This is a genomic window from Arthrobacter globiformis (assembly GCF_030818015.1).
GTDB classification, from domain to species: domain Bacteria; phylum Actinomycetota; class Actinomycetes; order Actinomycetales; family Micrococcaceae; genus Arthrobacter; species Arthrobacter globiformis_C.
In genome coordinates this window covers 288,079-310,267 of record NZ_JAUSZX010000001.1, presented here as the reverse complement: position 1 = coordinate 310,267, position 22,189 = coordinate 288,079, and the positions used below count along the sequence as shown (strand labels likewise).

Annotated in this window: 21 protein-coding genes; 5 read left to right on the top strand and 16 right to left on the bottom strand. The window is 65.3% G+C overall.

Annotation, left to right across the window (positions count from 1 at the left end):
* The first annotated feature begins 8 nt into the window (after window positions 1-8).
* Window positions 9-1,337: an MFS transporter gene (locus QFZ23_RS01450; RefSeq protein ID WP_306920183.1), complete on the top strand. Its 1,329-nt coding sequence runs from the start codon at window positions 9-11 to the stop codon at window positions 1,335-1,337.
* Between the two features lie 92 nt (window positions 1,338-1,429).
* On the opposite strand, the gene QFZ23_RS01445 is transcribed toward QFZ23_RS01450, so the two are convergent.
* The 3 genes from QFZ23_RS01445 to QFZ23_RS01435 all read right to left on the bottom strand — a co-directional run bounded on the left by QFZ23_RS01445 (window position 1,430) and on the right by QFZ23_RS01435 (window position 5,020).
* Window positions 1,430-1,912 carry a pyridoxamine 5'-phosphate oxidase family protein gene (locus QFZ23_RS01445; protein WP_306920182.1) on the bottom strand — a complete coding sequence of 161 codons (483 nt, stop codon included), beginning with the start codon at window positions 1,910-1,912 and terminating at the stop codon, window positions 1,430-1,432.
* 97 nt (window positions 1,913-2,009) lie between these two features.
* Complete coding sequence (locus tag QFZ23_RS01440; protein ID WP_306920181.1) at window positions 2,010-3,524, bottom strand: APC family permease; 1,515 nt, start codon at window positions 3,522-3,524, stop codon at window positions 2,010-2,012.
* Window positions 3,525-3,595: 71 nt separating this feature from the next.
* Window positions 3,596-5,020 carry a flavin monoamine oxidase family protein gene (locus QFZ23_RS01435; protein ID WP_306920180.1) on the bottom strand — a complete coding sequence of 475 codons (1,425 nt, stop codon included), beginning with the start codon at window positions 5,018-5,020 and terminating at the stop codon, window positions 3,596-3,598.
* A 144-nt stretch (window positions 5,021-5,164) separates the two neighbouring features.
* On the opposite strand from QFZ23_RS01435, the gene QFZ23_RS01430 reads away from it, so the two are divergent.
* Together QFZ23_RS01430 and QFZ23_RS01425 are read left to right on the top strand one after the other, a co-directional pair.
* Window positions 5,165-5,857, top strand: coding sequence for a TetR/AcrR family transcriptional regulator (locus tag QFZ23_RS01430; RefSeq protein ID WP_306920179.1), 693 nt, complete (start codon window positions 5,165-5,167; stop codon window positions 5,855-5,857).
* Between the two features lie 72 nt (window positions 5,858-5,929).
* Window positions 5,930-6,517 carry a hypothetical protein gene (locus tag QFZ23_RS01425; protein ID WP_306920178.1) on the top strand — a complete coding sequence of 196 codons (588 nt, stop codon included), beginning with the start codon at window positions 5,930-5,932 and terminating at the stop codon, window positions 6,515-6,517.
* Window positions 6,518-6,716: 199 nt separating this feature from the next.
* Here the strand turns inward: QFZ23_RS01425 and QFZ23_RS01420 are convergent, their stop codons facing one another.
* The 6 genes from QFZ23_RS01420 to QFZ23_RS01395 form a co-directional block, all read right to left on the bottom strand.
* Window positions 6,717-7,154, bottom strand: coding sequence for an EAL domain-containing protein (locus QFZ23_RS01420; protein WP_306926600.1), 438 nt, complete (start codon window positions 7,152-7,154; stop codon window positions 6,717-6,719).
* A gap of 354 nt (window positions 7,155-7,508) precedes the next feature.
* Entirely contained in the window at window positions 7,509-8,627 is a 1,119-nt protein-coding gene (locus QFZ23_RS01415) for an NAD(P)/FAD-dependent oxidoreductase (RefSeq protein ID WP_306920177.1), read from the bottom strand.
* A gap of 140 nt (window positions 8,628-8,767) precedes the next feature.
* The gene (locus tag QFZ23_RS01410) at window positions 8,768-9,811 is read right to left on the bottom strand and encodes a Gfo/Idh/MocA family protein (RefSeq protein WP_306920176.1); all 1,044 of its coding nucleotides are present in this window, start codon (window positions 9,809-9,811) and stop codon (window positions 8,768-8,770) included.
* Window positions 9,811-10,587, bottom strand: a complete 777-nt coding sequence (locus tag QFZ23_RS01405) for an amino acid ABC transporter ATP-binding protein (RefSeq protein ID WP_306920175.1) — start codon at window positions 10,585-10,587, stop codon at window positions 9,811-9,813. Before QFZ23_RS01405 ends, QFZ23_RS01410 begins: the two co-directional genes overlap by 1 nt.
* Window positions 10,584-11,372, bottom strand: a complete 789-nt coding sequence (locus QFZ23_RS01400; protein WP_306920174.1) for an amino acid ABC transporter permease — start codon at window positions 11,370-11,372, stop codon at window positions 10,584-10,586. Before QFZ23_RS01400 ends, QFZ23_RS01405 begins: the two co-directional genes overlap by 4 nt.
* 121 nt (window positions 11,373-11,493) lie before the next feature.
* A complete protein-coding gene (locus QFZ23_RS01395) occupies window positions 11,494-12,360 on the bottom strand; it encodes an ABC transporter substrate-binding protein (RefSeq protein WP_306920173.1) in 867 nt (288 codons plus the stop codon).
* A gap of 176 nt (window positions 12,361-12,536) precedes the next feature.
* Between QFZ23_RS01395 and QFZ23_RS01390 the strand changes: the two genes are divergently transcribed.
* The gene (locus QFZ23_RS01390; RefSeq protein WP_306920172.1) at window positions 12,537-13,664 is read left to right on the top strand and encodes a LacI family DNA-binding transcriptional regulator; all 1,128 of its coding nucleotides are present in this window, start codon (window positions 12,537-12,539) and stop codon (window positions 13,662-13,664) included.
* A 36-nt stretch (window positions 13,665-13,700) separates the two neighbouring features.
* Complete coding sequence (locus tag QFZ23_RS01385) at window positions 13,701-14,180, top strand: MFS transporter (RefSeq protein ID WP_306926598.1); 480 nt, start codon at window positions 13,701-13,703, stop codon at window positions 14,178-14,180.
* A 96-nt stretch (window positions 14,181-14,276) separates the two neighbouring features.
* On the opposite strand, the gene QFZ23_RS01380 is transcribed toward QFZ23_RS01385, so the two are convergent.
* From QFZ23_RS01380 to QFZ23_RS01350, 7 genes are all read right to left on the bottom strand, one after another.
* Entirely contained in the window at window positions 14,277-14,552 is a 276-nt protein-coding gene (locus QFZ23_RS01380) for a hypothetical protein (RefSeq protein ID WP_306920171.1), read from the bottom strand.
* A 171-nt stretch (window positions 14,553-14,723) separates the two neighbouring features.
* Window positions 14,724-16,955: a maltose alpha-D-glucosyltransferase gene (gene treS, locus QFZ23_RS01375; protein ID WP_306926597.1), complete on the bottom strand. Its 2,232-nt coding sequence runs from the start codon at window positions 16,953-16,955 to the stop codon at window positions 14,724-14,726.
* 461 nt (window positions 16,956-17,416) lie between these two features.
* Complete coding sequence (locus QFZ23_RS01370) at window positions 17,417-17,740, bottom strand: hypothetical protein (protein ID WP_306920170.1); 324 nt, start codon at window positions 17,738-17,740, stop codon at window positions 17,417-17,419.
* A gap of 136 nt (window positions 17,741-17,876) precedes the next feature.
* Complete coding sequence (locus QFZ23_RS01365; RefSeq protein ID WP_306920169.1) at window positions 17,877-18,734, bottom strand: LacI family DNA-binding transcriptional regulator; 858 nt, start codon at window positions 18,732-18,734, stop codon at window positions 17,877-17,879.
* Between the two features lie 8 nt (window positions 18,735-18,742).
* On the bottom strand, window positions 18,743-20,029 hold the full coding sequence (locus QFZ23_RS01360) for a mannitol dehydrogenase family protein (protein WP_306920168.1): 1,287 nt from the start codon (window positions 20,027-20,029) through the stop codon (window positions 18,743-18,745).
* Window positions 20,030-20,031: 2 nt separating this feature from the next.
* Window positions 20,032-21,036, bottom strand: a complete 1,005-nt coding sequence (locus tag QFZ23_RS01355; RefSeq protein WP_306920167.1) for a carbohydrate kinase family protein — start codon at window positions 21,034-21,036, stop codon at window positions 20,032-20,034.
* Window positions 21,037-21,102: 66 nt separating this feature from the next.
* On the bottom strand, window positions 21,103-22,164 hold the full coding sequence (locus QFZ23_RS01350; RefSeq protein ID WP_306920166.1) for an NAD(P)-dependent alcohol dehydrogenase: 1,062 nt from the start codon (window positions 22,162-22,164) through the stop codon (window positions 21,103-21,105).
* Window positions 22,165-22,189 lie beyond the last annotated feature (25 nt).

Here is a 22,189-nt window from a genome sequence, read left to right as displayed (position 1 = left end):
GAGACCGCATGACTGCGCTCGGAAGCAAGACCGCCGCCACATCATCCGCCACGCCACCCCGCCTGATGACCCGAAAGCGCTGGGTCATCATCTGGCTCGCCTTTATCGGCCTCAGCATCAACTACCTCGACCGCTCGAGCCTCAGTGTCGCCCTGCCGTTCATGGGCAAGGACTTTGAGCTCAGCGCAACCCAGCAGGGGCTCATTTTCGCCGCCTTCTTCTGGGCCTACGACTTCTGCCAACTCGCTGCCGGTTGGTACGTGGACAAGGTGGGTCCCCGCCGGTCATTCTCCCTGGCGGCGGTCTGGTGGTCCGCCTTCACCATGGTCACGGCTGCCGCGTCCAGCTTTTGGACGCTGTTCGCGGCCAGGTTCCTGCTGGGTGTCGGCGAGAGCCCGGCACCCAGCACCGCCGCCAAGGTGGTGGCAACCTGGTTCCCGGTTCGGGAGCGTGCCTTCGCCACCAGTATCTGGGACTCCGGTTCGCGGGTTGGCGCCGTGATCGCACTGCCCATCGTCACCCTGATCGTTGCCCTTACCTCCTGGCACGCGGTGTTCATCATCATCGGTGTCGCTGGCATCATCTGGGCAGCCGTCTGGTGGAAGTACTACCGCAGCCCGGAGGAGCACCGGGGGGCCAACACCGCCGAGTTGGACTACATCCGCGAAGGCGGCGCCCGCGGCGAAGCCAGCGATGATGCCGGTGCTGCCAAGCTCCCGTGGCGGTCCCTCTTCAAGTACCGCACGGTGCTCAGCATGATGTTCGGATTTTTCTGCCTGAACAGCGCCATCTACTTCTTCATCACGTTCTTCCCCAGCTACCTCGTGAAGGAACGCGGCTTCGACCTCCTGAAGCTGGGCTTCTTTGGTGCGATCCCGGGCATCTGCGCCGTGCTGTTCGGCTGGCTCGGCGGATACCTGGCCGACCGCGCAGTCCGGGCGGGGGCATCCGTGACCAAGGTCCGCAAGACCGCCATCGCCGGCGGTCTTGCCGGCGGCTCGGTCATCATGTTCGCCGCGCTGGTGCCCGAAGCCTGGATGGCCCTCGCCCTGCTGTCCGTGGCCTACTCCAGCCTGACGGTGGCCGCCACCGGCATCTGGTCGCTGCCGGCCGACGTCGCCCCCAGCTCCCGCCACGTCGGTTCCATCGGCGGCCTGCAGAACTTCGCCTCCAACCTGGCCGGCATCTTCACCCCGATCCTGATCGGCGTGCTGGTGGACCAGACGGGATCATTCGTCGCACCGCTCGCGGTAATCGGCGCAGTATCGCTGGTCGGTGCCGCCAACTACCTGTTCATCATGGGCAAGATCGAGCCGCTGAAGGTCAAAGCGGCCTAACACGGCAGCCCAGACAGAGCAACGCGAGGTCACTTTCCGCCCAATCCGGACCTCCGAATGGGCGCTAGGTGACCCCGCGTTGCAGTTTACAGCTACAGTTCGACGGTCCCGCTCTCGCCCACGCTCATGCGGCTGTGCGTGACCTTGGATTTGACCCATTGCAGAACGGTGGCCCCTGTACCGCCCGGGCTGGTCCAGTACTCGGCGGAGTCGGAGTCCACGTGCAGGAGGACCACCTCGGGAGTGTCCGGACCGTCCGGGAACCAGGCCTCAACCGTCTGGTTCCACATCTCGTGGATCTTGGCCCGGTCGCGCACCACCTCAGCGGCCCCTGCCACCGACACCCACTCGGTGCGCTTGCCGAAGGACACATTGACCCTTGCATCGGCAGAGATGTGGGCCACCTGGGAAGTTCCCTCGCCGGTGAAGAACCACATGTCGCCGTCGTCCTTGACGTCCTGGACGGCCAGCGGCCGGCTGACCAGGGCGCCTTCCTCGTTGATGGTGGTGAACATTCCGATATGGGAATCGTTGATGATGTCCGTGACCTTGCTGATGCTTTCCGTGCCCGTCATGCTGCCACCTCGTTCTGTTCAGTATGGGAAACTTTCCCCTCGGACCAGCGTATTAGTAAGCGTACTTACTTTCTACCCGTACGGACGCCCGGGACTGTTACCGCCCCTGCGCCAGCACCTGGCCGCGGAAGAACTCCGGCCGGATCCTAGCCATCACCAGCATGATCACCACACCGAGCACGATCACGCCCATGCCGAGGATGAACACCATGCCCACGCCGCCCACGGAGGAGCCGGAACCGTACTCGGGATCCATGGAGTCGTAGGCGGTCTTGAAGAACATGACAAGCAGGATGACGCCGCCCAGCAGCGGTGCGAGGAACTTGAAGAAGAAGGCGCGGGCGTTGCTGAAAGCCACGGGCCGGAAGAACCAGACGCAGGCCAGGGCCGTGATGCCGTAGTAGAAACAGATCATCATGCCCAGCGCCGTGATGGTGTCCCAAAGGGCATTCTCCGAAGTGGTCCGGGTGATGACGTAGAAGGCTGCTGCAGCGATAGCCGCAGCAATCGTGGCGTAGCTCGGCGACTTGAACGTGGGGCTGACCTTGCCGAACTTCCCGGGCAGGGCTTTGTAGTGGCCCATGGCCAGCAGCGTCCGTGCCGGGGAGACGAACGTGGACTGCAGCGAGGCCGCGGAACTGCTGAGGATGGCCAGCGACATCAGGATGGCGAACGGCCCCATGACCGGCCCGGACAGGACCGCGAAGATGCTGGACTGGTTGTCCGGATTGCCGGTGCCCAGTCCTGTCTCCCCGACGCCGGCGAAGGACAGCGTGCCCAGCGCTGCCGTCATGTAGATGGCCACGATGACGACGACGGTCACGGTCGCCGCCCGCCCCGGGGTCTTCTCCGGGTTCCGCGTCTCCTCATTCATGGTCAGGGTCACGTCCCAACCCCAGTAGATGAAGATCGACAGTGACACCCCCGCCGCGAAGGACGAGAAGGAGTCGACGGCGAAGGGGTTGAACCAGTCCGGCGAGATGGCCGTGGCGTCGAACGCGGTCCCGTTGGCCACGTGGACGAACGCGGAGACGGCGAACCACCCCAGCACCAGCAGCTGGAACCCCACCAGGACGTACTGGACACCCTTGGTGGTTTCCATGCCGCGGTAGGAGATCCAGCACGCCGCCGCGATGAACACCAGGGTGGTGGCGATGTTCAGCGGCAGATTCTTTGACAGCTCAGTGATCCCGGGACTGCCGAGCAGCTGGGCGAGCATCAGGTAGAAGAAGTCGACGGCGACCGCCGCCAGGTTGGACAGCACGATGATGGTGGCGGCGATCAGCCCCCAGCCTCCCATCCAGCCGATCCACGGGCCAAAGGCCCGCGTTGCCCACGTGAAGGAGGTTCCGGCGTCGGGCATTGCGTTGTTCAGTTCCCGGTAGCCGAGCGCCACGAGCAGCATCGGGATGAATCCGACGAGGAAGACCGCCGGCAGGTGCACGCCCACCTCGGAGACGGTGGGTCCGAGGGCCGCGGTGAGCGTGTACGCCGGCGCGATGCAGGACACCCCGATCACCACGGCGCCGATCAGCCCGACGGACCCGGCCTTGAGGCCCTTTTCACTCAGGCTTTTGTGCGTGCCCTGCGCGACGGGGGCTTTTGTACTCATGGGATTGCCTCTCCGGAGTGTCATTCATCGTCGAATGGGGGTGCGGCCGCTGGGATGTGACCGCTGCGGGACTAGCCGACGGCGGCCGTTGCGTTCGCCAGTTCAGACGCCGTTGCTGCGGCAGATACGGCGGCAGCCTCGGCGATGCGGGCTGCGGTGGACTGGCCCATGCGGACCGCCCCGTCCACGTGCTGGTAGCCTTCGGCGGCGAGGTCGGATGAGCACCAGTAGATGGGACCAACGGCTGCGTGCTGGTCCTTGCCGTAGCGGTGCAGTCCGCCGAGGTCATAGCTGGCGGCATAGGCGCCGCGCGTCCACTCCTCGGAACCCCAGTCGGATTCGTAGTACACCTCAGGCTCCAGGGCCTTCTCCCCAAGGAAGCCGGCGATCGATTCCAGGATGGCGCGGCGGCGCTCGTCGGCACTGAGCTCGAAGACGGCGTCGGCCTTTTCATCGGAGACGAAGCCCACGAGCGTTCCGCGGGTGTCGCCGTGGTTGGTGTTGTCGTAGACCTCCTGGACCAGCGAGCCCGCGCCGAACCCGGTGCCGGAGAGCCCGTCCTCGCGCCAGAACGGCGTGCTGTAAACGGCGTGCACCTTGATGACCAGGCCCAGCGACTGGTGCTGGTGCATCTGGTGCTGGCGGCGCGGCAGCGGCGGGTTGAAGGAGACGCGGGAGTACAGGTTGGGCGGCACGGCCATGATCACGAAGCGCGCGTTCACCGTGGCCCGGTCGGAGACGGCGGTGACGCGGTGGCCGCGTTCGCCGTCGGCCTCCCAGTGGATGGTGCGCACCGGGCTGTTAAGGACGACGTCGGCACCCAGTTCCGCTGCCTGCAGCAGCGAGACCTGCTGCATCCCGCCGATAACCCGCTTGTCCAGGATGAAGTCCTCATCCGTCAGGTGGGTGAAGGAGCCCGCGGAGGCTGCCATCAGGACGGCCTGCAGGGCGGAGAAGGCGTGCGCCGGCTTGGTGAGCATGCCGCCGGCAATGAACAGACCGATGTTGTTGCAGGCTTCCTCGTCAGGGGAGTTCTGTCGCAGCCAGTGGTGGAAGGAGATGGTGTCCAGCTCACGCGACTTAGGGTGCGCCCAAGGTTCGGTGGGGCCGATCTCGGCCGCCAGTTCGTCCAGCAGCGCGATGAGCTTGTTCATTTCAGCAGCCGTGGTGGCGCCGACCGGGAACATGTCGCCGGTGTAGCGGACAGGCGCGCCGTCCGCTCCGATGTAGACGGACTCCCCTTCGCGGTAGCGGGAGTACGTTTCCAGGCCGAACTCCTCCAGCAGGGCCAGCAGTGCGGTCTGGTCCGGGGATACCCACTGGCCGCCGATTTCGAGCATGGCACCGTCAACGGTGTCGGTCCACGTCCGGCCGCCCACGCGGTCACGGGCTTCCAGCACGGCCACAGTCAGGCCCGCCTTTTTCAGTTCGCGTGCGGCGGTGAGGCCGGAGGGGCCGGCGCCTACGATCACTACGTCGCGGTCAAGATTCAGCATGATGTCCTTTCTCTGTGGCCGCGTATGTGATGCGAACCACTAAATGAATGCCATTCATTTATAAGAAACTATAGAGCCTTTGGCGAGGGAGCGGAAGAGGCTGATGGAATAATGCGAAAGGACATTCCCCGGAGAAAGGCAGCCATGCCGGCAACACCAGCCGTAGCAACAGCCGGTTCAGCGGCAGCTGGACCGGGCAGCCGGCGCCGTGCCGGACGCCCCGTGGGAGGCGTGCTGGACAAGGCCGGCATCACGGAAGCCGCGCTGCGTCTCATCGAGAAGAAGGGCTACGACGGCCTCACCATGGCCGCACTGGCCCGCTCACTGAACGTGGCGCCGTCGGCTCTCTACAACCACGTGAAATCCAAGCGGGACGTGCTCCTGCTGGTGGAGGACCATCTCGCATCCCTCGTGGATGTCTCGGCCTTCGGCGCCGGCCCGTGGGAGGACGCCGTGCGGAAGTGGGCGTGGAGCTACCGGGACGTGTTCTCCCGGCACACCCCGCTAATACCGGTCATTGCCGTGCTGCCCGTGACCGATGCCCCGCAGACCCTGGCCATGTATGAAACGGTTAGCTCCGGATTCCGCGACGCCGGATTTCCCGAGGAGCGGATCGTCTCCTCGATCGTCGCACTGGAGTCCTTCATCTTCGGCTCGGCCTACGACGTGACGGCGCCGGCTGACATCTTCGACCCCGGAACCATGGCGGAAGCGACACCGAGTTTCACAGGCGCCGTCCGGCGCCTGGCCGAACAGGGGCACGAACGGCCGGCCGACGTCGCCTTCAGCCTTGGCCTGGAGGCGCTGATCGGCGGGCTGGGTGGACTGAGGTCCTGATCCCATTCCTCCCGCCGTCCAAGGCGACTAAAATTCCTTAACACGCAACGTTGCGAGCCCAAGGACGGCGCCATGACCGTAATCGACCCGGAATCGCTGTTCTTTGAGTACAAACTCCGGTACCGGGGCACGCCCGGGCTGGAACATGATCCCGCCGACTACCCGATGCGCTGGGAAGTTGCGGTGAGTTGCACCCTACCGACCCCCGGCGGTGGCGATGAGGAAAAGCAGCTCGGCAGCGCCGTCGTCCAGGTTGTTCCCAAAGCCGGCATGATCAATCTCTTCCTCACCACCGGCAAGGCAGACCAGGAGATGGCCAAGGCTGTCGAAATGCTGACCATGGAACGCCCGGACCTGATCAGCGGGTACCTGCAGGACGGCGGCGACCTGATGATCGTCTCCTCCCTCGAAATCCTTCCGGAGTACCGCGGCGACAGAACGGGCTACACGGTGCTTAACGCCATCGTCGAAACTGTGGGCCGGTCGGTGAACCTGGTGGTGGTCCACGCCGCACCGGCGGACGGCGAAGGGTCCCCGACGTCGGACTCACCGGGGTATGAGGAGGCCAAATCGGCTTTGCGGGCCTACTGGAAGAACTTCGGTTTCGAGGACGCCACAGGCGACTACCTCGTGTTCTTCCATAAGAAAATCCTGGCCTGACACGCTTACTTCGCCGGCCCCGTCGGTTGCGGCGGCGCGGCCGGGGCACGTTGGCCACGGCCACCACCGGCAAACACCAGCCTGCTCACCATCACCGGCTCGCACTGAACCTACCGCCGTCGTCCGCTCCAACCGCCGCGACTCCAGCCCCAACCCTCGCACCGTCAGGCACCGCAAGCGAAAGCGGCGGATAAGCGCGTCACGCCGAGGGTAGCCCGCTGTCCAGGCGGGACGCGGTGAACCAGTCGTCCAGCTCGGCAGCCGGTACTGGGCGAAGGATGTGGAATCCCTGCGCCTGGTCGCAGCCGTAACGGGCCAGCTGGTCCAGCGCACCTCCGTCTTCTACCCCTTCGGCGACAACCGTCAGGCCGAGGCTGTGCGTGAGGTTGATGGTGGAGGCCACCAGGGCTGCAGCCCTCGGGTCCTCGGTCATCGAAACGATGAAGGAGCGGTCAAGCTTCAGCTCGTTGATTGGCAGCTCCCGAAGGTAGGCCAGCGAACTGTAGCCCGTGCCGAAATCATCGATCGCCACCCGGATGCCTCGGGCCTGCAACCGGGACAGGATGTCCCTGGCACGGACACGGTCCAGCATCATGAAATCCTCGGTGATCTCGACCATCAGCGCCGACTCCGCCAGGCCACGCTCCTCGAGATCACGCCCGTTTCCATCCGCCCCCCAGCATCAGATGCGCCCAGCAGCTCCTTCACCCCGTGGATAAAGCCGGGGCCACGGGCGGCGTGACTGAATTATTCAGCGTTGCCGTCAACCCCTAGGAGTGGCAACCGCATTGACTCGCATCGTACGTCACATCCCGGGCCCATCCGATAGCCGCCTCGTCATTGTGACCGCCTCTTGACTTCTGGTTACCGGCCGGTAGCTTTAGGGGAGCACTCCGGCACCCCAGACAACCGGAGGATTCGCCAACGAAGCCCCGCACGGCTGCTTACAGCGGTGCGGGGCTTCCGTTTTGCCCGAGGCTTGGATGAGTGCCTAGGAGAACCGGGCCGGACGGAACGTGGCCAGCATGGGGTGCTTGTCTCCGGTCAGGATCTCGCCGGCGAGGAGTTCGCCGACAACGAGCCCGAGCGTGGCACCGGAGTGGGTAAACGCCACGAAGCAGCCGGGCACCTGGCCGAGCTCACCCAGCACCGGCTCCCCGTCACCCGGAATCGGCTTGTAGCCGATCTTCCAGCTGGCAGGCTTGAGCTCAGGGTTGCCGGCAACGAGCTTGGAAGCCTCGTCGGCGAGTTCCTGCACCACCTCGTCCGGAATGCTGAACGAACCGTCTGCATGCTCCCTGATGTGCTCCTCATACCAGTCGTGGTCCAGGGCAAAGGTGCTGCCCGGGTTGGGGCGCATGGCGGCCCGCGGCGTGTTCATCACGGCCTTGACGTCGTGCTCCACCGGCTTGGTCAGCACCAGCATGGACACCGGGGAACCGTTGGGGATTTCCACGCCCAAAGGAGCGACGACGGCGGGTGTCGCCGCCCCGCACGCCACCAGTACCGCGTCGGCGTCGTACGTCTCCCCCGCCGCGGTCTCGACGCCCACCGCCCGGCCGCCGTCGACCACCACGGAGGTTTTTCCGGCGTTGAGCACCAGCCGGCCGCCGCGGGCGTGGAATTCTTCCATGAGGTAGTCCACCAGGTCCGGCAGGCTGACCCAGCCCTCACCGGGGTTGAAGATGGCGTTTTCCGGAACCGCGCCCGCATCGATGCCGGGGGTGGCCGCGGCGATCTCTTCCGGAGCCAGCAGCTTCGAATCATAGCCGATGGACTTCTCGTAGGCGTGGCGGGCCTCGGTGGCCTCCCGCTGCCCTTCAGCGTTCCACATCAGCCCGCCGCCGAACTGCAGCCACTCCCGGCCGGGGTCGGCTGCGAAGAGCGTGCGGTACCGGTCCACGCCGGCGAGGCGGAGCTGGTGGTAGGGCGTGGAGCGTTCGCCGGCGGAGTTGAGCCAGGAGAGCGAACGGCCGGTGGCTTCGCTGGCCAGGCCCCGTTCGGTCAGCAGCGTCACGGAAGCGCCTTCGCGGAGCAGGTGGACAGCGGTGGAGACGCCCAGGATGCCGCCGCCGATGATGGCGACGTGCTTGGTGGCGGTGGAGGACATGAGTTCTCCCTTTCTGAGGTTTTGGACACGGTTGATGGGGACGCGGCTTCGGATTTGGACAGAAGCTGCGTCCGGGAAGATAGGGGCGAGGTGCCGCAAGAGTGCTGGCAGGCTCTGGGTCTTGCAGTTAGGACTGCGAGTCAGGCCAGCGCGTGGATGCCTTCGATGACTTTGAGGACTTCGAGCGAGTCGGCCGGGTCGACGGGCAGCGGGCCCTCCCCGCGCAGGGCGGCGGCGAGCTGCACGTAGAACTCGGGGTAGGCGCCGCGTTCTGCAGGAACGGGGCCGGCGGCTCCATCCACCCCCAGAAGCCCCCAAGACTCCTGGGGATCGATGCCGTAGGCGGGATCCGACGGTGCCATGCCGGCCGCGAGCGCGGGCTCCTGGCCGTCCAGGCCCCATTTCGTGTAGCCGGCTTCGGAGCCGAGGACGTGGAAGCGCGGACCCACCTGGGCTGCCATGCCGTTCATCCACAGCCTGCTGCGGACTCCGGACCCGTGAAGCAGCGAGACGAACGCCTCTGTGTCTGCGGCCTCCGGATCCGATCCCCGGTTGGCCGTCTCGCCGTAGCTCTTTTCGACCGGCCCGAACAGCTGGATGGCCTGGTCGATCAGGTGCGCGCCGAGGTCGTGGAGGATGCCGCCACCCTGGGCGAGGGAGACGCTGTCGCGCCAGTTCCCGAAGCCCTCCGGCCGCCACCATTCGAACCGTGATTCGAAGGTGCGCACCTCGCCCAGTGCGGACTCCTGGAGCAGCCTCTGCAGCGTCAGGAAATCGGCGTCCCACCGGCGGTTCTGGAACACCGTGAGCCGCACGCCGCCGTCGGACGCCAGGGCGATCAGGTCCTCCCCCTGGGCGGAGGTGGGCACGAAGGGCTTATCCACCACCACGTGGAGGCCGTGCGCAATGGCCCCCGCCGCCAGGTCGAAGTGCGTGTGCGGCGGGGTGCCCAGGATGACCAGATCTAGGTTCCCGGCCTGGGCGAACATCGCCTCCGGCGTGGGAATGATGCGCGCCTGCGGGTAGAGCCTGGCCGCCTCGGCGGCCCGCGCCGGGTCCGCCGTCACGATCACGTCCAGTGAGTAGTTCGGATCCGCCGCGACCAGCGGCGTATGGAAGACCTTGCCGGAGATTCCAAAGCCGACGACGGCGGTCCGGATGGGTGCCGCTGTTCTGTTCCCCATCAGAGCACCTCGGAGAGGAATCGCTGGAGGCGTTCGCTGCGGGGGTTGTCGAAGAGTTGGGACGGTGTTCCGGCTTCAACGACTTCACCTTCGTCCATGAAGACGACCTGGTCGGCGACTTTGCGGGCGAAGCCCATTTCGTGGGTGACGACGAGCATGGTCATGCCGCGTTTGCCGAGCCCGGCCATGAGGTTCAGGACGCCCTTTACCAGCTCGGGGTCCAAGGCGCTGGTCGCCTCGTCGAACAGCATCACCTCCGGTTCCATGGCGAGGGCTCGGGCGATGGCGACGCGCTGCTGCTGGCCGCCGGAGAGGTCGCGGGGCCGGTGGTCGGCCCGCTCCGCGAGGCCCACCTCGGCAAGGCCGCGGCGGGCGCGTTCCCTGGCCTCTGCCTTGGACATGCCCTTGACGCTCCAGAGTGCCAGGGCCACGTTTTCCAGTGCGGTGTGGTCCGGGAAGAGGTTGAAGTGCTGGAAGACCATGCCGATCCGGGCGCGCAGGATGTCGGGTTTGACCTGCAGTGCGCTTTCGCGGGCGAGCAGCACGTCACCGCTTTTGGGTTCATGCAGCCGGTTGACGCCGCGCAGCAGGGTGGACTTGCCCGAACCTGAGGGTCCGATGATGCAGGTGGTGGTGCCCGGGGCGACCGTGAGGCTGACGTTGCGCAGGACCTCGATGTCCCCGTAGGCCATGGTCAGGTTCCGCAGTTCCAGGCTGGAGCCGTGGAACGTATGGTTTTCCGCGGCGGTATTGGCGGTATTGCTTGCGAGGCTCATGTGTTGCTCCCGGTGATCAGCGGCGAGGCCGCGTCGAGTTCGGTGACTTCCTTCAGGCCGGACGTGGGCGCGGTAGGGCGGCGGCGTCCGGTGCGGAACCTGTTGTCGAAGTAGTTGACCAGGTGGGTCAGCGGCACCGTGATCACCAGGTAGAAGATGCCGGCCATGACCAGCGGTGAGAGGTTTCCGGACAGCACGGCGGCGTCCTGTCCCACGCGGAAGAGTTCGCGTTCGCTGACCAGCAGGCCCAGGAAGTAGACCAGGGAGGAGTCCTTAACGATGGCGATGAACTGGTTCACCAGGGCCGGCAGGACGCGGCGGACACCCTGGGGCACCACCACCAAGGCCATGGATTTGGTGTAGCTCATGCCCAGGGCACGGCACGCCTCGCCCTGGCCTTTGTCCACGCTGAGGATGCCTGCGCGGAAGATTTCGCCGATGTAGGCGCTGGCGATCAGGCTCAGCGCGATGATCCCCAGCGGGTATGGAGAGGGACCGAAGACCGACTGGCTGAACCGGGCGAAGCCCTGGCCAATCAGCAGGATGGTGAGGATCGCGGGGAGGCCGCGGAAGAGGTCGGTGTAGATTCGTGCCGGGATCCGCAGCCAGCGGGACCGCGAGATGCCCATGACTGCCACCACCATGCCGAGCACCACGCCAAGGACGGTGGCGGCGACGGAAATGATCAGGGTGTTCAGAAGGCCAACCCCGAGGAGTTGGGGCAGCACCTCGAGCATTGCTTCAAAGTCGAAGAAGGTGCGGCCGATGATGTTGAGCCAGTCCATTGATTGCTCTCAGACGTTAGTTGTTTCAAAAGTGCCGGACGGGTGGTCCGGGTGCCGGGCGGGCCGGGGTGCGGCCCGCCCGATCTGGATCCGGTGCTTCGCTTACTTGCTGGCGGTCGGGCTACTTGCTTGAGGTCGGGGCCGGGGTTGCGGTCTGTTCTGCCTTGGGCAGGTACTGCTCGGGCATCGGGGAGCCGGGGAACCACTTCTGGTAGAGCTTCTTCCACGTGCCGTCTTCCATTGCTGCGGCCAGGCCCTTGTTCAGTGCCTCCTTGAAGGCGGGCTTGTCCTTGGCGATCGCGAACCCTGCGGGGGCGTCGAAGGACGGGATGTCAGCTGCGCTGACCAGGCCGTACTGCTCCTGGTAAGCCTTGGCAGCCTCGTAGTCGAGGAAGTGAGCGTCCACCGCGCCGCTGTTCACGGCGGACACGGCGGTGTTGTTGTCCGGGAAGCGCACCAGGTTGGCCGACGTGAAGTTCTTCACCGCGTAGGCTTCCTGTAGCGTTCCCTGGACCACGCCCAGGCGCTTTCCGTTCAGGCCGTCGACGTCCTTGATGCCCGAGGTCTTGGTGGTGATGACGGTCAGGTAGCCGGCGAGGTAGCCGTTGGAGAAGTCGACGGTTTCCTTGCGCTTGTCCGTGATGCCGATGGCGGCCACGCCGACGTCGAACTGGCCGTTCGCCACAGCGGCGAGCAGCCCGGAGAAGTCCTGACCGGTGAAGACCACTTTGTCTACGCCGGCGCGGTGGGCCACGTCCTTGAACAGTTCCACGTCGAAGCCGGTGAAGTTACCCTGCGCATCCGTGAAGGTGTATGGCTTTGAGTCACCGAGGCTGGCCACCCGGATGGTGCCCGGTTCAATCAGCCCGTACGGGTTATCGGCCGGGCTGGAGGTGGCGGAGGATGGCCCGCCGCAGCCGGAGAGGGCGAGGATGGCCGCAAGGGCTGCCGCAGCCACCGCTGCCGGGCGGAAGTTCAGTTTGATCACAGCGTTGTCCAATCGTGGGAGGGAAAGCGGTGCTGTCAGGGCCGCCGAAGGATTTGGTCGATGAAGCTCTTGCTGAGTCCGGTCTCAGTCCTTACGATTGAGACCGGACTCACATCGATTGCTAGAAATGTAGCGGAACTCACACGCTGCGTCAACAGCCCCTCTGAAAGGTGAACATGAGCAGTGACGGAGCAAGACGGCGGGATGTAACAGTCGCCGACGTCGCAAAAGCTGCCCAGGTGTCCAAGGCCCAGGCCGCCCGCGCGCTGGGAAATTACGGGGCGGTCAGCGAGGACGTCCGCGAGCGGGTGCTCGCGGCCGCCGAAGAGCTGAACTACCGGCCCAACGAGCTGGCCCGCAGCATGAACACCGGGAAATCGCACACCATCGGCGTCGTGGTGGGCGACATCGAGAACCCGCATTTCGGACTGGCCACCAGGGGGATCACGGACACCGCCAAGAAGAGCGGGTTCAACGTCATCTTGATCAACACGGACGAAAACACCGCGGCCGAAGTGGACGCTGTCCGCGTGCTGCTCGACAAGCGGGTCGACGGCCTGATCGTCGCTCCGGCATCATCGGTGGAGACGGAGCACCTGCAGCGGGTCCACGAATCGGGCCGGCCACTGGTGCTGCTGGACCGGTCGGCCGACCGCCTCGCGGTGGAGACTGTCGCCGTCGACATGGCCGCCATCTCTTACGAATCCACGCGGTACCTTCTCGACGCCGGGCACCGGAGGATCGCCTTCATCTCGACGCTGCGCACCGACGCCGCGTATTCCGCGGGAATACGGCTGGATTCATCGCAGATCTCGGACCGCCTCGAAGGGATGCGGCGGGCCTTCGCGGACGCCGGATGCGAGTTCCCGCAGGACCTCGTGCGGCTCAACGCCGGCGATGCCGGCTCCATCCGGAACCTCACACGCGAGGTGCTGCTCGGCACCGACGCGGCCACCGCCGTCGTGGCTTCCGACGGCCTGATTGCCCTCAGCGTGGTGGAAGCCATCCAGGAGATGGGGCTCCGCATCCCCGACGACGTGTCGTTCCTGATGTACGACGACTTCGCCTGGACCCGCCTGACCACACCGCCCCTGACGGTGGTGGCGCAGCCCGTCTACGAGATGGGGGCCGCGGCGGCCACCGCCCTGATCAGGCAGATCGAGGGCCGTCCGCCCTTGGCGCCGGCGCCGGAGTTCCAGGCGTCGCTGGTGCGGCGCGGATCGGTTGGTGCGGTGCCGGGTTTCGTACCTCCCGAACGCGGCGATGAGCCTTCCACAGAGCCCATGGCTGCACCGGCCATGTAGCGGACGCGTTGGAGGGGCTTCCCGTGTCCCACCTGTCTGAGCGGATCCTCTTTAGCGCCGCTTACTACTGCGAGTACCGCCCTCATGGCACTACTGAGCCTGGCGATCACCGGTGCCCTAATCGACCGGCACCTGCGAACCCTCATGATCATCAGCAGCGCATTGTTCGCAGCCGCCATGTTCGCCTTGGGATTCCTATCAGGGAACCCCGTCGCGGTCTACGCCAGCGCAGCAGCGTGGGGCCTGGCTTTCGGCGGCGCCGCGAGCCTGCTGCAAACGGCGATGATGAACGCCGCGGGCAGCGCCGTGGACGCCGCCCAGGGCGTCATGGTCACCGGCTGGAACATCGGCATCGCCGGCGGCGGGATCATCGGAGGCACCCTCCTCAGCTCGCTGGGCACACCATCCCTGGGATGGGCAACACTGGCACTGCTCCTCATTGCCCTCGTCATCGTGATCATGGGGCGCCGCCACGCGTTGCCGCCCTCACCGCTCGCGCTTCTCCGTCAGCCCTGAAGACCCCATCTTCCGGGTACCGCGCCGTGAACGTCCGACAAGTAGCACCACTTCCAGTTAGAGGGTGCGACACTTACGAGAGAGAGCCCTGGGTGCCTAGTGGTGGCCGGTACGCGTTGTGCCGAACATCAGTGTTCTGCGGCTCACGTCGTAGAACACAGTTTCCGCCGTGGACAGCAGGTCCTGGAGGTTATCCGCATCGTCAGCATCGATGGTAAGCACCTCTTCCCAGGCCCCTTCGTCCAGGACGAGCTGCAGAGTCCACGTTCCCGGTTTGCCTGCGTCCCCGGCGATCCAGCTGAACTGGTAGTGGCTTAGCTGACGGACTTTGATGCTGTCATCAGTAATGGGCTGTTTTGGGGTAGGGCTCATGTTCCTGTCCTTGCCGGCCGCCGGCGTCGGCAGCCTTGCCACATCGGAATCCTGATCCGGACTGGCTGCGATCCCACAGTTCCCTGGGGATCCGCCAGCCGGACCACCAATCTAGCCCCGTCCCAGTCTTATGTAAACGGGGTTTGTTGCCCATGAAGCGGCAGCGCCGGCTCACCCGGCGTCGCCGTCGTCGTCCTTCTCGCCCTCCTTCAGGACCAGTGCCGTGCCCTGGTAGGCACCCAGTTCGAGGAAGAAGCTATGCAGGTCATCGACTTGCCCAACGGCCTCGCCGCTGAAGAGGTCATGGACGCTGCTGCCGGGGACCAGATGGGCCGACTGGATGCTGCCCGCGATGTCCTGGCCGGAGAAATTGAGCACCGTGGCCTGCAGGTCTCCGGTGCCCAGCCGGTTGACCATGACGAGCAGCCCGCGGTGGGAAACTTCCGGCACGTCCAGCAGGGTGCTGGTGGCAATTCCGCTCTGTTCCCGCACGGCAAGGATCTTCTGCAGGCGCCGGGCGAACGAAGCCGGGTCCTCGAGCTGTTCGGGCAACGGGCCGTAGAGGCTGCGGGCACGCGGCATGCCGGCGGAGGAGGCCTCCGCTTCGGGGCTGGTGCCCATGATGTCGTGTGCGCCGCGGTTGATCCACCGGGTGTCTCCTTGCGCGGTAAGCTCCCGCACCTTCTGGCGGTCAAGGGCGGCGACGCCCGTGAGGTCCCAGCCGGACAGCGCAAAGACACCGGGCTGCAGGGCGTTGTACATGGACAGCAGGATGTGGACGTCCAGGACCTGGGCCTGCTGTTCGTCGGTGAGGTTCTCCGGGTCCTGGATGCCCAGGGCGGCCATGATGAAGCTGGCCGTGGTGCAGGCGATGCCGTTGGTGGTGAACAGGGCGTTGTACGGGGTGTCCGGGCCCGTCAGCCGTTCCCGCAGGGTTTGCTGAACATGCTCGGCGAGTTCGGCCCCGGTGAGCTCCTGGCCGTTGAGTTCGAACACGTCGTCCTTGTGGCCGGCGGCGAAATGGACCAGCTCATAGGTCAGTTCGTCGTGGTTCTGCAGGGCATGGACCAGTGATGCCTGGTCGACACCGATTTCCATGGCGAGCCGCAGGGTCAGGCGCAGGAATTCCGTATCGGCAGTCACCAGCGCGTAATGATAGGCCGGCCTGGTGACGAAGTCGTAGGAAAGATCCGGGCCCGCCTCCGAAGTTGCCTTGATGTCGTCGATCGTCAGATTGAGTTCCTGGAAGGAGAACCCGCCAACCTTGCGGATCATGGACCCGATCAGCTGGTTCGCCGCCTCGGACAGCGGGTGCCCTTCCGACCAGCCCGGCTGCTCCTCGGCGCTTTTCTCCACGCCCAGGAACCCGTTCGCGTCCAGCCGCAGGGCGCCCGTGCCCAGGTCGAGCAGTGAGTGCAGTGCGTCCCCGACCACCAGGCGCATTCCCGCAAAGGTGGGGTCCAGCCAGTTGATGGACGGCTGGCCGGCCTTGAAGTAGTGCAGATAGACCCAGCGCCGCGTTTTCCCGGCCGTGTCCACGATGGGCCGCGTGGCACTCCAGTTGGTCTCCTTGACCCCGGGTTCATAGAAGATCACCCGCTGTAGGCGCCCAATGATGTACCCGGCCTTTTGCAGTGCCTGCTCGGCGTCGGGGCTGATGTTCACTGAATCTTCGCCTTCGGGAACGTCCGGCAGCAGGTGCCAGTCCTCTTCCGGAATGTCGATCATGTGATAGATGCCGGGGTAGTCCCGGAAGTTCATCTCGGCCAGGCGGAAGTCAGCCCCCTTGCCTGTGTGGCCGGGAACGATGTCATCGATCACTGTGCCGTCATGGGCGGCCGCGACCTCACACATCTTGCGGAATTCGTCCTCGGTGCCGAACACCGGGTCGATCGCCATGCTGATGCGGTCGAAGTGCCCGTCCACGCTGGGCGTCTGGGACCAGCCCCGGATGCCGCCGGCGAGCTTGACGGGACCGGTGTGCAGGCCCCTGATCCCGATCTCCCGGAAGGCGTCCCACAGTTCAGGATCACCCAGGGCGGAGAGGAAGGACTGGCCCGGGCGGGTGATGAAAGACAGGGGGTAGGCGGTGAACCAAACGGGTGCGCGCTCCACGGCGGCCCGCGGGTTCGGATGGGCATACGAGTTCTGCCACATGCTGGCCTGTCCGGAGAGCTGCCGCGCCATCACGTTCGCGTCCCCCAGCATCGCCTGGTTCCGCAGCCACTCGACATAAGCGGCGTTGCGCCCGTCAAACTCCAGGGACGGCCGGTCGGCAAAGAACTGACGGCGGCGGGCGATCGGCCTCAGCGCCTTGGGACGGGCCGGATAGAACTGCTCGTCATAGGTGATGTCAGCGGCTTCCGTTGCTTCCGGCGCTTCCATTGCTTCCGGCGCTTCCATTGCTTCCGGCGCTTCGGCCGCTGAGTCAGCCGAGGGCAATTCGCCTGCGGAGGCTGAGCCTGTCAATTCCGCGGCCGCCGGATCAGCCGAGGCCGAATCCAGCCCGTCAGGCTCGCCGGCCAAATCGTCGGCTACTGAAACGCTCTTGTTGAAGCTTGCTTCCCGCACAGATTGCTCCTTTATCGGTGGTTCCTGCGTGGCACCTCCGGGGTGTTCTTCAGTCTTCCCGTACCCCGGCGCCTTGAGAGTATTCACATTTGTCGGCTTAGCCCACCGTATGTCGGCGGCCGTCGGAATATCGACTATTTGCCATCAGCGGTTCTCATAGCCGGCAAAACAGCCCTGAAGGTTAGGGGTGGTGTCTGACAGACACTGCCGCCAGAAACCAGGCCGGCGCCTACCGCGCACTCTCCGGCAACCTCGCCTATGAGGACGCCTGACGCCAAGCGCTCCCGCATGGCCTACGTGCTGAGATTCCAGTGGGCTCGGATCGCCTCTGCGATTGGGGCGGCGGTGACGTCCACCCGAAAAGCAACCGGTGCGGTCCCTGTCTCTTCGACTATGGAGTCACGGTACACGCGGCCGCATGAGGGACAGAGGGTATAGAGATCCTCATCCGCAGGCCATTCCGCCAGCTCCGCGGGAACGGAGGTGTTTCCTCCGGCGTAAACGGGGACGCCTTGTGAGTTGGCTTGTATCAATCCGGCCTGGCTGACCGTATTGCCGCACACACAGGTGATGGTGGTGACGTCATGACCGACTACGTCGGCGGTTTCAGTGTCCACGTTTAGCTCCGGTGCTGGATGCGACCTTCTGGTATTAGCTTATGCCCGCCGAAACGTATGGTCGCCTGCTTTCAGACCGCGAACGGATTTCCCCACTGCCGCGCTCTTTCAGCGTTGCCGGGGATGCCGCGCTCTTTCAGCGTTCCCGGGACTGCCGCGCTCTTTCAGCGTTGCCGGGGATGAGGTGCGTCGCGGGTTCCTCGGAGGAACCGTCGATCCGCGCAAACAGTCTTTCTGCCGCGATTCGCCCGATTCCTTCCATGTCTTGGGAGATCAGGTTCTGGAGAACGGTTATGTCGCAAGCTGTGATGCCCGCTTGGCCGAGTTTCTCCATGAATCCGCGGTATCGTTCTTCAGCGGCAGGACTCGGGCTTTCGGCGACGGCGCCGCAGCACGCGGTCCGGCCGTGGCCGAATCCGAGGAGATGGTCAGCGGCCTGCGCAGCGCCGGCGGCGTTGTCAGTGGTCACCGTATCTGCAGGCACTCCGATGGGTGGTGCGCCCAAGAAGACGAGCGCCGTGCCCTCGGCCGCTTCCAGGGCGCGGAATGAGTGCCTTCCGCTGGCTGATCCCAGGATGATCCCGTCGACACGTCGGCCCAGGAAGTTCTCTATGATTCGTAACTCCCTGTCGGGGTCGTAATCATGGCTGGCGGAAATTACGGCAGTCTTCCGTTCCCATGCCTTCTCCTCAATTGCTCGCAGGACCGCAGCGGAGAACGGATCGGCCAGGTTCCCAACCAGAAACCCGAGCGTCAGTGTCCTGCCGTTTGCCCGCTTGAGGTTCGCGGCATCCAGATTCGGTTGGTAATGCAACCGCTCTATCGCGTGACGGACGCGTTCAATGGTCGCCTCGGAGACGTTCGGTTCGCCGTTCACAACACGGGAGACCGTCTTGGTTCCCACGCCGGCCAATGCGGCGACGTGGCGCATGGTGGGACGTGATCGCCCTGTACGGGGCGAGCCGGCGGTGACAGGCATTTTCGGTCTGGACATTCGGTCTTCTAGGAGCGGGCCGTGAGGGATTGCAGGGCTGCCGCGGCCCCATCGGAATGGAGGTCACCGAGAACCCGCGTGTATGCGTCCACAAAGCGTCGGTTATCGATCAGGTCGCCGAAGACCTCACGGTTGGAGACGAAGGCCAGCGGGTCCTCACGCTGGCGCGCGGCGGAGGTCATCAGGGGTTCTTTGAGCCGGTCGACGACGTCAATGGAGTTCCCTTGTTCGTCGCTGCCTTCATCGTAGCGGGCCCAGCTGGCGACAATTGCCGCGGAGCGGTGGATCTGTCCGCCGTTGTCCAGGTTGATGCGGATCACCGGCAACAGCCATTTGGGGATCCGGTCGGAGCTCTCCGCACACAGCCGGGCGAGAGTGTCCTTGACGTGTTGGTTGGAGAACCGCTCAATCAGGGTTTGCTTGTAAGATCCGAGGTCGATGCCGGGCACGGGTTGGAGCGTGGGTGTGGCTTCCTTGTCCATGTAGTCGAGCAGGAACCGGGCGAACAGCGGGTCCTGGGCGACTTCGTGCGCGTAACGGTAGCCGGCGAGGTAGCCGAAATAGCACATGCCCTGATGGCTGGCGTTGAGCAAACGCAGCTTCATCAGTTCGTAGGGTTCGACGTCGTCCACGAGCTGGACACCCGCGTCCTGGAACGGAGGGCGGCCGAGGCTGAAGTTGTCTTCGAGGACCCACTGTTCGAACGGTTCGCACACCACCGGCCAAGCGTCCTCGACGCCGAATTCCTCGGCAAGAGCGGCCCGGTCACCGTCGGTGGTGACCGGTGTGATCCGGTCCACCATGCTGTTGGGAAAGGGGACGCTTTCGGCGACCCAGGCGCCTAATCCCGGGTCTTTAAGGTTTGCAAACGCCGTGAACATCTTGCGGGCGACGTCGCCGTTGGCCTGGATGTTGTCGCAGGACATCACGGTGAACGGAGTGAGCCCGCGTGCCCGCCGCCTGGCGAGCGCCTCGGTGATTAGCCCAAAGGTCGTCTTGGGCGCGGCGCCGGGCTGGAGGCCGTGGATCACGTCGGGGTTATCGGCGTCGAAGTCGCCGGTGACGTGGTGGAAGTTGTAGCCACCTTCGGTCACCGTGAGCGAGACGATGCGGATGGCCCAGTCGTGCGCCTGCCCGGCATTCATGAGCCGGTCCAGGTACATGGCCTGATGGGCGCGATGGAATCCGCCGACGCCGAAGTGGACGATGCCCGAAACCAATTTCGCCCGGTCGTAGGAGGGTGTGGCCACCGGTGCAGGCATCCCGGGGAGGGGACTGTTACTGAGTGTTTGCATGGTCACGCCTTCTGGGCGGAAAAGGAGCCTGTCAGGGAACCCAGCTCGGCTGACGTGGGCGGGTTGGCCCCGGGCCGTGAGCAGGTGATGGCAGCGGCCCGGTTCGCATACGCGGCCAAGGCGTGCAGTTCACCCATGGACAGGTCACGCAGGTGTGGCCGGGCGGCGGCCCCGAGCATGTCCATCTGGGCGAGCCCGGAGATCAGGCCGGCCATGAAGGAGTCCCCCGCCCCGACGGTGTCTGCCACCGTGATGGACTCCCCCGGCATTTCCACGCGTCCCCACCTTGTCAGGATTACGGGGCCATGGGCGCCGCGGGTCAGTGCCACCAGCGACGGTCCGAGCTCCAGCCAGGCCGCCATCGATTCCTCCAGCGTCCTGTCTGGATAAAGCCACAGCAGGTCCTCGTCACTGGCTTTGACGATGTCACTGGCGGCCACAAAGTCTTCGGCTTGTTCCCGTGCCGCGGCCACGTCCGGGCTGATGGCCGGCCGGCAGTTGGGGTCAAAGCTGACTGTGGCGTGCGGGCGTGCTGCTTCGATTAGGCCCCGTACCGACTTGTTGCCAGGGGGCAGTGCTGTCGCAATGGACCCAGTGTGGACATGGAGCGAACTCTCCGCGGCTGCCAGGGCAGGTATGGACGCACCGTTGAGGTCCCAGCTGATGGAGAACGTATATTGCGCTGCTCCGGCAGCATCCAGCGACGCCAGGGCGGTTGAGGTCGGTTCGGAGCCGCCGACGATGCTCTCGACACCGTTGCTGTCCAGATGGTCAGCGATCATGCGCCCGTAATCGTCCTCGGCGAAGTGCGTGACGAGTTTAGTGCGGAGGTCCAGACGGGCGCAGCCGACGGCAACGTTGAGGGGGCTGCCGCCCGGGTGCATCTCGGGGGCGCCGTTTCCCCGGCGCTGGTCATCGATGATGTCAACGAGTGACTCACCGATGACCGTGATCAGGGCTACGTCGTCAGAGATGTCTGGCTCGGGACCGTTCTCGTGTGGTGACATGGCTGCTTCCTTGCAGGTGGTGGCTGAACGTGGTTGCTGCCGGGCTGCGGCGGTGCAGTGATCCGCTTAGCGGCCGGGGTAGACGACGGCTTTGAGCTGGCCCGGCTGTTTGCCGGCTTTGAGTGCTTCCTCGGATTCGGCGAGGGTGAACTTGCCGGTGACCAGGACGTCGAGGTCGACTTTTCCGTCAGCGATGAGTTGGATCGCCAAGGGCCAGGTGTTGGTGTAGCGGAAGACCCCGGAGAGCCAGATCTCCCGGTTCTGGATATACGAGACGGGGAGTTCGACGTCGTCCGCCCCGAGCCCGACGAGGATGACCCTGCCGGCCGGTCCCACGGCTTTGATGCCGGAGCGGACAGCCTGAGGTGCGCCGGAAGCATCAATGAACACATCGACGTCGAGCCCTTCCACACTGTCTGTCCTGGCGTTGAGCGCGTGCGTGGCGCCGTGTTCCAGGGCGAAGGCCAGGCGGTCCTCTGCGATGTCAGTGATGTGGATTTCGGTAGCGCCGAAGGCGCGGGCGGCCTGGGCGGCGATGATGCCGATGGGGCCGGCTCCCGCGATGAGGACGCGGCTTCCGGGGCGGATTTCGGCACGTTCGCAGGCCCATATCCCCACCGAGAGCGGTTCGATGAGGGCGGCGGCCTCGTCGCTGACGCTGTCGGGGATGTCGTAGGCGAAATCGCCTTGGATGGTCACGTATTCGGCAAAGGCGCCGTCGATCGGAGGGGTCGCGTAGAACTCAATGTCCGGGCACAGGTTGTAGCGTCCGGCCTTGCACTGTTTGCAGGTGCGGCAGGGGCGCTGGGGTTCGACGGCGACGCGCTTGCCGATGCGGTCAGGGTCCACCGCGGTTCCGACGGCGGCGATCCGGCCGGAGAGTTCGTGGCCAAGGATCAGCGGGTGGTCCACGACGTAGTCGCCGATCCGCCCGTGTTCGTAGTAGTGGACGTCGCTGCCGCAGACGCCGACGGCGGCCACCTGGACCAGGACCTGGTCCGGCTCGAGCTGCGGGACGGGCAGCGTTTCCATGGCCATGTCGCCCTGGCGCTTCAGGACCGAGGCGCGCATGGTGGCGGGCAGTTCGGCGTCCGTGTGGGTGCGGGACTGTGCGGTGGGTGTTGTCATCGAAGCATTCCTCCAGGAATCGAAG